At 44.6% G+C, this 11239-nt stretch carries 8 protein-coding genes; 5 read left to right on the forward strand and 3 right to left on the reverse strand.

The genetic code is table 11. The annotated features are described in order from the left end of the window. Positions 1-27: 27 nt before the first annotated feature. The 3 genes from gldL to gldN all read left to right on the forward strand — a co-directional run bounded on the left by gldL (position 28) and on the right by gldN (position 3668). Positions 28-840: a gliding motility protein GldL gene (gene gldL, locus ACOJS8_RS26770; RefSeq protein WP_420151631.1), complete on the forward strand. Its 813-nt coding sequence runs from the start codon at positions 28-30 to the stop codon at positions 838-840. 126 nt (positions 841-966) lie between these two features. Then, on the forward strand, positions 967-2553 hold the full coding sequence (gldM, locus tag ACOJS8_RS26775) for a gliding motility protein GldM (protein WP_420151624.1): 1587 nt from the start codon (positions 967-969) through the stop codon (positions 2551-2553). Between the two features lie 56 nt (positions 2554-2609). After that, positions 2610-3668: a gliding motility protein GldN gene (gene gldN, locus ACOJS8_RS26780; RefSeq protein WP_420151625.1), complete on the forward strand. Its 1059-nt coding sequence runs from the start codon at positions 2610-2612 to the stop codon at positions 3666-3668. An 84-nt stretch (positions 3669-3752) separates the two neighbouring features. On the opposite strand, the gene uvrC is transcribed toward gldN, so the two are convergent. The 3 genes from uvrC to ACOJS8_RS26795 form a co-directional block, all read right to left on the reverse strand. Next, positions 3753-5564, reverse strand: coding sequence for an excinuclease ABC subunit UvrC (gene uvrC / locus ACOJS8_RS26785; RefSeq protein ID WP_420151626.1), 1812 nt, complete (start codon positions 5562-5564; stop codon positions 3753-3755). A gap of 148 nt (positions 5565-5712) precedes the next feature. Further along, positions 5713-8067, reverse strand: a complete 2355-nt coding sequence (locus tag ACOJS8_RS26790; protein WP_420151627.1) for a penicillin-binding protein 1A — start codon at positions 8065-8067, stop codon at positions 5713-5715. Between the two features lie 71 nt (positions 8068-8138). Then, positions 8139-10397: a tetratricopeptide repeat protein gene (locus ACOJS8_RS26795; protein WP_420151628.1), complete on the reverse strand. Its 2259-nt coding sequence runs from the start codon at positions 10395-10397 to the stop codon at positions 8139-8141. A 111-nt stretch (positions 10398-10508) separates the two neighbouring features. Between ACOJS8_RS26795 and ACOJS8_RS26800 the strand changes: the two genes are divergently transcribed. Both ACOJS8_RS26800 and ACOJS8_RS26805 read left to right on the forward strand, forming a co-directional pair. Continuing rightward, positions 10509-10784, forward strand: a complete 276-nt coding sequence (locus ACOJS8_RS26800; RefSeq protein ID WP_420151629.1) for an AtpZ/AtpI family protein — start codon at positions 10509-10511, stop codon at positions 10782-10784. 84 nt (positions 10785-10868) lie between these two features. After that, the gene (locus ACOJS8_RS26805) at positions 10869-11231 is read left to right on the forward strand and encodes a hypothetical protein (RefSeq protein WP_420151630.1); all 363 of its coding nucleotides are present in this window, start codon (positions 10869-10871) and stop codon (positions 11229-11231) included. Positions 11232-11239 lie beyond the last annotated feature (8 nt).

Below are 11239 nucleotides of genomic sequence, written 5' to 3' on the forward strand. Positions count from 1 at the left end.
TTACCTGTTCCAACCAAATCGCTTATCATGGCAGCAGCAAAGTCCACGAATTTCTTTTGGGATCGTTTAGTACCAACCATTTATAGTGCCGGTGCAGCCGTCGTAATTGCGGGTGCCTGGGCAAAGATTACCCACAATGAAGGTTTAGGCTGGCTCTTAACAGCTGGTCTGTTGACAGAGGTCGTTATCTTCTTATTATACGCTGTTCAGAGCTTCACTAACCCAGCAACAGCTGATGACGGCTACGCCTGGGAGCGCGTTTATCCTGAGTTGGCTGATGACTACAAAGGGGAAGCCCGCAAACCAGCTCCACAAACAAACGGTCTGACTGGTAATATGGATCAGATGTTGGCGCAGGCCAAAGTAACGCCTGACGTATTTGAGCGTCTGGGTTCAGGCTTCCGTAATCTGAATGATACGGTTTCGAAACTAACCGATCTGACGGACGCAACTGTTGCTACGAATGATTACGCTCGCAACGTTAAGTCGGCTTCTAGTTCGATCAGTGAGATGAACAAGTCATACGGTACAGCCATTACAGCCATGAACTCAATGGCTGATGCAACGACCGACGCTAAAGATTACCGCGATCAGTTTCAGAAAGTTACCAAAAATATGGGCGCTCTGAATGCTGTTTATGAGCTGGAATTGCAGGATTCCAACAAGCACCTGAAAGCAATGAATGCTTTCTACGGTAGCCTCACTTCGGCTATGGAGAACATGTCAGATGCAAGCCGTGACGCTCAGCAGTTCAAGAATGAATTAGCTAAACTAACGGGTAACCTTGCTTCACTCAATAACGTATATGGCAGTATGCTGACTGCTATGCGTGGTAACTAAAAATAGTTGTAGAGGTGTTTGTTCATTGAATTTGAAAAGTTTTGAAGCTTTTCTATTTCGTTCCTGAACATCTAGCTTTACAATTATATCAACCTTATAACTTCTTTATTAATACTACCATAATTCATGGCAGGCTCAAAAGAGACACCCCGTCAGAAGATGATCGGGATGATGTATCTGGTATTGACCGCAATGTTGGCTCTTCAAGTCACTTCGGCAATTCTGGAAAAGTTTGTACTGATTAATAACAGTCTTGAGCAATCAACAGGAGCTGTTAGTAAAGTCAATCAGGCAACATTTGAAAATATTCGCGCCACCGTTGAGAAGTCGGGAAACCGGGCCACTGATCTGGCTATTGTTAAACAAGCTGACGAAGTTCGGAAATTGACAACTGATGTAATTGGTGAGCTTGATCAGATTAAAGAACAGATTGTTGAAGCCGGTGGTGGACGTGATGAGGCCGGCAATATCAAAAACCTGAGCGAGGAAGAAAAAGTCGCTCAACTTATGATAGGTACAGCACGTAATGGAGCTGCTTTCAAACTAAAGGATCAACTAAACAGATACACAGAAAGCGTATCTAAATACTCAGGAACAAAATATGCATCAATGGCGCTGGACGGAAAAGATGATCCAATCGCCAATCGATCCCCTGATCAGCGCCGGAAAGATTTTGCTGAATTAAACTTTGCACAAACACCTGTACCAGCAGCTTTGGCTGTGTTAAGTCAGAAACAAGCTGATATCCGTCGAATTGAAGGAGAGGTTCTCGACGCATTAGCCAGCAAGGTTGGCGCACAGGATGTTAAGTTTGACAAAATTCTTGCCATGCTAAGCATGGAGTCAAAAGTTGTTGTTGCTGGTACCAAGTTTAAGGGGCAAATGTTTCTGGCAGCATCTTCATCGGGAATTCAACCACGGATGAGTCTGAATGGTGCTCCAGTGCGTATGCAGGATGGACAAGGAATTGTCGAATTTACCGCCCAAGGTGGAGCTTATGACAAAAATGGTTTGGCAAAACGTACTCTGACCGGATCAATTGCTTATCAGACACCTGCTGGTTTAAAAACGGTTCCTTTATCTGCGGAGTATTTTGTGGCTAAGCCTTCTTATCAGATCGAAACGGGCACGATGCCTCCTTTATATCTAGGGTGCGCTAACAAACTAAGTATCCAAAGTCCACAGTTGGGCGCTCTTTGGAATCCTAATTTCTCGGCTGATGGTGCGTCTGTTGTTCAATCAGGTGAGAAAGGAAAGATTACGGTTGTGCCTAGCTCAGCTAACGTATCGCTTAATATTAGTAATAGTGGCAGCTTACTTGGTACGGAGCGCTTCCGTGTGAATAAAGTACCTCGTCCAACATTAGAAGTTTTTGTTGGCGGGACACGAGCTAACGATCCTCGTGGTGTCCCTGTATCGTCGGCACGTAGCGTGCGTATACAGGCTGTGGCAGATCCAAGTTTTGCCGCTTATTCACCAGATGACGCTAACTTCCGGACAACAGGGGCTACCGTATCGTTGGTACGCGGAACAAGACGCGTTAAAGCGGCTACTGTTGGCGCTGGTGGAGGATCAATTGCTGATTTAGCTGCAGAAGCGCAACCGGGAGATCGGTTGGTTATTCAGATAGAGGGTGTACAACGCCGGAATTTCCGGGGAGAAGTTAGCGATGTTCCTATGGGCAATCCACTTTCTCAGGTTTCGCTTTATTAATGCACTAAAGCGGTTTTTTTACCGTTAACATTCTGAACTGACAACAAATAGCAGTCATGAAACATACAAGAACGATAGGATATGTCAGCGCTCTAGCTGTAACGACATTCGTGCTGACAGGAGGTGACGTACTGGCTCAGGAGAAAGCTAGTAATGGCACAAATCCAATGTCGGTTCGACCAGTTAATGAGAACGATATCATGATGAAGAAGACCCTTTGGCGTCGTGTTGACCTAAAGGAGAAGCAGAATCAGTCGATGTTCTCAAAAAACAATGAAATTTCCAAGTATCTGATGGAAGCCGTAAAGGCTGGTTTGATTGACGCATACACGAATGATTCGTGCACAACAAAAATCACTCCAGAGAAATTTCATGAGAATTTGTTAATTCCCAATACTGGTGGGGGATTATCTGCAGAAGAAAAAGCTGCTGGTTTTACCGAAGATGGTAAAAGTGGAGCTACTGGCGATGGCTGGGACGCGCCTAAAAAAGATGATAAGAAAAAGCCAGCTGATGATGGCTGGGGAGCTCCTAAAAAAGCAACAGCTGCTACTGAACCAGCTGATGACGGTTGGGGAACACCTAAGAAGAAAGTAGCCACGACTAAAAAGGGTAAAAAAGGTAAAGCAGCCGTAGTGGAACCGGTTGTTGAGCCGAAAAAAGATACAGTGGCCGTTGCAGCCGCTCCTGCCTTTTCGGGAGATGAGTATTTTCCTAAAGAATTGAATATCCTTGAAATTAAGGAGGACTGGATTTTTGATCGGAAACGTTCACGTTTGTATTATGATATTCAGACGGTAACAATATTACTGCCTGCGGATAAGAACGAAGCTGGTTTTGAGAAGCCTATTGCATCCTTTAAATACAAGGATTTGGATAAGCTGTTCCGTAGTGATCCGAAGAAATTCATTTGGTACAATCCTCAAAATCAGGCACAGCATAAAAACCTGGCTGACGCATTTGATTTACGTCTATTCTACGGCCGGATTACCAAAGTTGCTAATCCTGGCGACAGTGATCTTGTTGGTATGTATGGTGATCGGGAAGGTCTGATTAAGTCTTACCAAACGGAATACGAATTGATGGAAACCGAACATGGCCTCTGGGAATATTAAGAAGTCTGTATAGATAGTAAGTGAAAAGGGTGTTGCAATAGCTATTGCAACACCCTTTTCATTTACTACGTAGCTTTAGCTATGCTACCCGTTCTCTATCGTATCAAAATACAATTTCAGTTTTTGAGCACGGTCATGTCCCACTACCTCTGCAACTTCATCCAATGAAGCTTCTCTTATTTTCTTTACTCCTTTAAAATGCTTCAATAATTTAGCCGCCGTTTTTTTTCCAATTCCCTCTACATTCTCTAATTCACTAATCAAGCTGTTGCGGCTACGTTTATCACGATGATACGTAATAGCAAACCGGTGAGCCTCATCGCGAATACGCTGAATGAGTTTTAGAGACTCTGATTTTTTATCGATATAAAGTGGTAAATTATCTTCTGGAAAATAGATTTCCTCAAGCCGTTTGGCAATCCCGATGATGGGAACCTTACCGTATAAGTCTAACGCTTTTAAAGCCTCACAAGCTGCACTTAACTGCCCTTTACCACCATCAATGACAATCAGGTCAGGCATATCGGTTCCTTCGGTTAGTACGCGCGTATAACGACGCGTAACAACTTCATACATACTGGCAAAATCATTAGGACCAATCACAGTTTTGATAGAGAAATGCCTATACTCCTTGTTCGCCGGTTTTCCGCCAATAAAACATACCATGGCCGAAACGGGGTTTGTTCCCTGAATATTGGAGTTATCAAAACACTCGATTCGGTTAGGAATTGTTTTTAGTTGTAAATCCTGCTTCAGACGAATCAATACACGGTCTTTTTTGCTGGCGTTGGCCGTCGCTTCTGCGGCTGCCCGTTCCTGACGTTCACGGCGGAAATAAAGTACGTTTTTCAACGACATATCCAGCAATTTTTTCTTGTCACCAATTTGCGGGACGGTTACTTCTGCCTGCAGATCTACGTCGAGTGATACGTTCGAAATAATCTCTTTGGCCTGGCTACCGTATTGCTCCCGAAATTCGACAATCATCATAGTCAATAGATCGGCATCGCTCTCATCTAACTTTTTCTTGATTTCAACTGTATGGGTTTGCACGATTGTCCCATTCACAACCTTCATAAAATTAATGTAAGCGGCTGCGTCATCGGAGGCAATGGAGAACACATCTGCATCGGCAATTTTAGGATTGACTACGGTTGATTTACTCTGAAATCGCTGTAGAACATCCATCTTGTCTTTGTATTTCTGTGCCTGCTCGAAGGCTAATTCGCCAGCAGCTTCTACCATACGGTTTTTAAAATACTCTTGAGCCGGTTTCAGGTTACCTTTCAAAATGTGATGCACCTGTTCTATGTCTTTGCCGTAATCGGCTTCGGTCTGCCTGCCTTCGCATGGGCCTTTGCAGTTGCCAATGTGATATTCCAGACAGACTTTGTACTTACCAGCTTCAATATTTTCAGGGGCGAGGTTATAATTACAAGTACGGATTGTGAACAGTTGACTGAACATATCCAGTACAGTGTACATGGGTTTCAGATTTGCAAAAGGGCCGTAAAACGTACCGAGTTTCCGATCGATACGTCGCGTTGTCAGTACTCGCGGAAAGTGCTCATTTGTTACGCAAACAAATGGGTATGTTTTATCATCACGTAGCAGAATATTAAATTTTGGCTGGTACCGCTTAATCAGTTGATTTTCGAGCAGGAGTGCGTCAAACTCGGTATGCACGATAGTAAACTCAATTTTCCGAATCTGACTAACAAGACGTAGCGTTTTTCGGTCGTGTTGTTTTGAGTTCGTAAAGTAACTGCTGACCCGGTTTTTTAAATCTTTAGCTTTCCCAACGTAAATAACCTCACCCGACACGTCGAAATACCGATATACACCCGGTTCGTGTGGAACTTTAGTCAATTCTTTTCTATAGTCAAACTCTGGCATAAATAGATCCGGCGGGCGGGGCTGTATGTCAAGATTATCATCTTCCTCGGCCAGGATGACCGGTTGTTATAAAAACAAGCAACACAGACTAAAGGTTGCCCATTGTAGAGTACTAAAAAAGGGTCAGTTACTCACCGACCCTTCAGTTCTATTGCAAAATTTCTTCTTCGTCTTCTGGCACAACCTTGGGCGGAATATATCGCTGAGATGAGTCGATGTGATAACCACCACAGTCGATTTTAAAATTGTTAGGTTTACGGAAGGGCTCTGGCCGATAGCTGGTTAGCGTCGGATCTTTGTAAACTTTCTGCATGTACATTGCCCACGCTGGCATGGCTTGTCGGCCACCTTGCCCTAATTCAATAGTACGGAAGTGAATAGGCCGGTCATCGCCACCAACCCATAGGCCAGAAACCAGGTGCTGAGTCATGCCCATAAACCACGCATCGGAGTAGTTAGACGTAGTACCTGTCTTGGCAGCAATCTCGTTGCCACCTTCCAGAAGTTTATACTGAGTTCGCAGCCTCTGTGCCGTGCCGTTAGGCTCTTCAACGGCTCCACGCATCAAATGAAGCATCTCGTATGCTCTATTCGGGCTAATTACCTGATTGGCGTCAGGGTGAAAAAGCTTCAAAACATTGCCGTTCTTATCCGTAATTTTATAAATCATCATAGGTTTTACCCGCATACCACCATTTGCGAATGCGCAGTAAGCGGCCACCATTTCATAAACAGATACATCGCCGGTTCCTAGGCAAAGCGTCGGATTTTCGGGTAAATCCTTGCTTTCAATCCCCATATCGTGAGCGTATTTAATGACTTCAGCGGCCCGGGTCTTCTTGATCAATTGAGCGCTGACCGTGTTGATGGATTGCCCCAGCGCTTCCCGTAGTGACAGACTTCGATAGCTATATTTGCCATTTGAGTTGTGAGGTGTCCAGGCCGGCCCCCCGTTGTTGTCTTCTCCATGAGCGAATGTAGTAGGCTGATCCGTTATGTGGCTGCAGGGGGTGACAAACCCCTGATCCATAGCTGTCAGATAAACGAAGGGCTTGAACGTCGAACCTGGCTGCCGACGACTCTGCCGAACGTGGTCGAACTTCATATGTTTGAAATTAATACCACCTACCCAGGCTTTAACGTAACCTGAGCGCGGGTCCATCGACATGAAGCCGGTGTTAAGCAATCGTTTATAATACTTGATTGAATCAAGTGGGCTCATGGTCGTATCTTTTTCATTACGTCGCCCCCCATATACAAAAACTTTCATCTTAACAGGTTTACGCATATCCTGCCAGATTGCCTTTTCATCATTCCCATAAACAGCCTTGAGCTGTTTGTACCGGCTCGTCCGGCGGGCAACTGATTCGATGAATCCTGGAATTTCGACGTATTTTTTTGTACGTGAATCTTTTTGTACCCATGGATTCCGGCCGCGCCAGTGTTCATAGAATTTCCGCTGCTGGTCGCGCATATTAGTCATAACGGCCTCTTCTGCGTAAGCCTGCATGCGGGAATCGATGGTAGTGTGGATTTTCAGGCCGCTGGTGTAAAGATCCAAATCGGCGTCATTTTCTTTATTGTACTGTCTAATCCAGCGTTTGATATCATCGCGAATGACCGAGCGAAAATAGGCTGCCATCCCTGTGTTCTGATTCTCAACGCTAAAGTCGAGTTTGAGAGGTTTATTCTTATACGTAACGAATTGATCCTGAGTCAGGAATTTATACTTTTTCATCTGAGACAGCACAACGTTACGCCGATCTTTCGCCCGCTCCTCAAAAAGGCGTGGGTTGTAGAGGGTTGGGTTTTTGAGCATACCTACCAGTAACGCTGCTTCTTCCACACCGAGATTCCACGGTTCTTTATTGAAATAAGTTTTAGCGGCAGTTTTAATACCATACGTGTTATTACCGAACGATACCGTATTGAGGTACATCATCATAACCTCCTGCTTGGTATAGTTACGTTCAAGACGTACTGCCAAAATCCATTCTTTCGTCTTGGAAATTACCAGACTGATAATCGGAACGTGTCCTAGCACGCCCTTTAATTCTTCCTGCCGGGTATCGAATAAGTTTTTGGCTGTCTGCTGCGTAAGTGTGCTGCCGCCACCTGAACTTGAAGCATCTTTAAACGTCAGTAATCCACTGACTGCGCGGAACAGGGAGCGGGGATCTATACCTGAATGCTTAATGAAGCGCGCATCTTCAGTGGCTAGAAGCGCCGACGTTACGTTGGGCGATACCTGTGATATTTCGATCGGAGTCCGGTTTTCAACGTAGTATTTCCCCAGCAACTGTCCATCGGCTGTATAAATTTCAGAGGCTTCTTCGCTTTTTGGATTTTCAAGCGCTTTTAAGCTGGGCATGCCACCGAACAGCCATAAAAAATTATAACTGACGGCAAGGACGTATAGAACTAAAGCGACTAATCCAAGCAGCGAAAACCGCCAGAGATTTCGAATAATATTCCGGTAACGACCGGGCGCAAATTCAAACATTATAGCTATAGGGATTTTATCGTTTTTCTACAGTTATGAACCAGCTGAACCTGAATCATCAGGTATAGAGCTTACTTGGGTTTAACAGCTACCTGATTGGCAGCCGCTAACATTTCCTTCGCCCGGGGTAATAGCTCGCTAGTCGGATAATCACGTACGAATTCGCTCAGTGCCTGTTGGTAAGATTCTACGTTTTTTACTTTTCCTATCAGAATGGCACGTAGCAAAGCTAGTTTATCCTCCAGTTGTGAACCGGCAAACTGGTTTAATGCACTTTCAACGCGTGTTAGCGCTTCTGTTGTATTATTGGCTTTATAAAGCTCATAAATAGCCGCATATGTTTTTTGTGCCTGCGCTTCGGAGTCGGTCGTTTGAGCAACCGTCCGTCCGGTTAGACGCGCATATGACGTATTAGGATACTCGGTTAGTAACTTATCTTTCCAGTTGGAGGCTTTCCCCAATTGTTCGTTCGATAAGTAGAGCAGATAATACACTTCTGGTTTTTGAAGCGTATTTGGGTATCGGGTCAGCAGTTGCTCAAACGTAGGTATGGCGTCAGCAGGCTGATTCAGTTGGAACTTGTACAGTTTCCCCAATTTATAGAGGGCATTTTCAATACGTTGATTAGCCGCAGCCTGGGCTTCCTTCGACGTTGGAATCTGCCTTATCATAGCGTCTTTCTGCCCCTTACGACCTGCATTAGCTTCTGACGTTGTGGTTCCGGCAGCAAGGGCTGGTGTGTCGGATTGCTGTAGCGGTGCATTGGGATTTACCGAATTGGCAGGTGTTGCGCCTGTCAATGGGTTTCCCGCGCCCGCTAATGCCTCTGAAGCCTCCTTGTTGCTACGTCGCCAGTTGTCTTCAAGCGTTCGGTTCCCCCATTTTGTCAAGAATTCCTGACGCCCCTGACTCAGCGAAATCGGATTGTATAATACCCAACGTTGTGCTGGAGCTAAGTTAGAGTTGGTGGCTCCGGGTACGGCTATTGCCCCGCCATTCGACGCTTGTGCCGCGATTTGCTGTGCTCGTTCGGCTTGAGCCCTGGCCTCTTTTTCCTGCCGATCAATGGTCTTATCCAGGAAATTGTCAAGCTCAGCCGGAGACATCTTCGCCAGCGTTAATAAGCTATCGTTTGTTTGAATCGTTGTCTTGTACTGAACGAATTCGTCGAGCGTATTTTTTCGCGCCAACAAAGCTGCATATTCCGACGATTGCCTGGGAAGTGTAGCCAGTGCACTGTCGTAATAAACTTTTGCCTTGGTGTAATCAGCTTTCTTCTCAAAGTAAAGTTTACCGATTTCCAGATACGTATAAGGCGTCTGCACATTACTGGGGCCAGCTTCCCGAATGGACTGACTGTAATATTTTATAGCCTGGTCTATTCGGCCACTACGTGCTTCCAGCAGACCCATGGTAGCGTAAATTTTATCTTTCAGATCGGCGTTTTTTCGGTCATTTAGCAAACTCTCAAAGGTTTCGGCCGATTGAGTTATCCGCTTCTGGTCTCCTGTCAGTCCGTTACTCTGAATAGAAAAAAGATTAGCATAAAACGATAAATCGTAAGTTGGCCTCGAATTCAATACTTGCCTATAGTGATCAACAGCTTTGGATGGCTGGCCAATCAAGTCGTAAAGCTGACCAGCAATAAGATGAAGCCGTGCCGTAGCTTCTCCTTTTTGTAAAAGAGGAAATGTAGCTTCCAGAATGCCAACAGACGTAAGGTATTCCCCCTGTCTTTGGTGAAGATAGGATTTGGTTAGATAAAAATCGCGTGTGTTATCTTTATTAAGTGGCTGAGTGCGCAAGTACTCTGCTACGTTCAACGCATTGGAATAATCACTCCCTTCCACATAAGCACGCATCAGGCCAACCAATGCCGTGTGTTTATCGTTTTCGTTGGTTCCTTTTGTGTTAACGTACTTGAATACCTCTATCGCATTTGGTAAATCCTGCTTTAGCAAACGTGCTTGGCCAATAATATTATAGGCATTATCGAGCCAGTTACTATTCTGATGGCGTTCAGGAATCAGGGATGCTTTTTTTATGGCATCGTCTAGTTGAGGCTTTACCGATTGGATACGCATCGAATCAACCGGCAGCAATATGGGAAGTAACTGATTGTAATTTTCCTGCCTCGTTTTAAACAATATTTCTTCTGCCTGCTTAACCTCGTCGCGAGCGATTACATAGGCATTGAAATGAGCATTTAGATTGTGATACCCTTTGCTCAGGGGTTTAGTACTGTATTGAGAGCAGGAAACTACCCCACCGGTCAGAAGAGCAAAGACCGTACTAATAAAAATGGGGTGGTTACGAAAGTAGCAGGGCATTCGAAAATAAGATCACTCGTATTAAAACGTTCTATACGGACGCTGCATTATAGAACGTTAGGCCAAATTAACGAATTTTACCTGGTATATTGCATTATATCTACTATTTCTATGCAAAGCGATCCTGGCCAATCTAATCCTAATGAACCGGATAAGCCGGCTCGAGACGATGACCCTATAAAAAAAACGACTGAACAAACCAGGTCATTTGCAGAATATAGCGGCATTGCGTTTCAAATGCTGGGTACTATTGGTTTGGGTGTCTGGGCAGGTATGAAGCTGGATGAATGGCAGCATAATCCCAGACCTATCTGGACCATTGTTTTATCGCTGACAGCCATTGGCGCATCACTTTACCTATTTATCCGCCAACTGACTAAAAAGTAAGTTGTGAAAGGTGAAAGAAATTGCTGACACTTAGGTGATTGTGCAAATATTTCTTTCTCTTCGTGTCATCATTCCTTTGCCTGTATGCTCCGAACCGTTTTATTGACAGCCCTGCTGGCAATTGTATTTTTTTTAGCCGAACAATATACTGTTACGTTCTGGTTACATCCGAATTGGAAAATCCTTTTAATCTTTTTTTTTAGCGTTTCAATCGTAACCCACCGACTGGTAGAGGCTGGTTTACAGGGAGATCGTGAGCGATTTGTACCGCTTTATCTGTCGGCAACAGTCGCTCGTTTAATTCTTGGGCTTGCCTTTATTGGTTTTTTTCTATATCAACGTATTGACCAGCGTCGAGTCTTTGTATTGAACTTTCTTGTACTATATATATTTTATACAGGCTTTGAGATTTGGACGCTTACTCGTAACTTGCGACGCGATTCGTAAAAACGATC

The sequence above is a fragment of the Spirosoma sp. genome, assembly GCF_048594605.1.
Taxonomy (GTDB): domain Bacteria; phylum Bacteroidota; class Bacteroidia; order Cytophagales; family Spirosomataceae; genus Spirosoma.

Bases quoted from the DNA above. Each gene is read 5' to 3' on its own strand.
- ACOJS8_RS26800 (WP_420151629.1), top strand. From the start codon at position 10,509: ATGCAAAGCGATCCTGGCCAATCTAATCCTAATGAACCGGATAAGCCG.
- ACOJS8_RS26790 (WP_420151627.1), bottom strand. From the start codon at position 8,067: ATGTTTGAATTTGCGCCCGGTCGTTACCGGAATATTATTCGAAATCTC.
- gldM (WP_420151624.1), top strand. From the start codon at position 967: ATGGCAGGCTCAAAAGAGACACCCCGTCAGAAGATGATCGGGATGATG.
- ACOJS8_RS26805 (WP_420151630.1), top strand. From the start codon at position 10,869: ATGCTCCGAACCGTTTTATTGACAGCCCTGCTGGCAATTGTATTTTTT.
- uvrC (WP_420151626.1), bottom strand. From the start codon at position 5,564: ATGCCAGAGTTTGACTATAGAAAAGAATTGACTAAAGTTCCACACGAA.
- ACOJS8_RS26795 (WP_420151628.1), bottom strand. From the start codon at position 10,397: ATGCCCTGCTACTTTCGTAACCACCCCATTTTTATTAGTACGGTCTTT.
- gldL (WP_420151631.1), top strand. From the start codon at position 28: ATGGCAGCAGCAAAGTCCACGAATTTCTTTTGGGATCGTTTAGTACCA.
- gldN (WP_420151625.1), top strand. From the start codon at position 2,610: ATGAAACATACAAGAACGATAGGATATGTCAGCGCTCTAGCTGTAACG.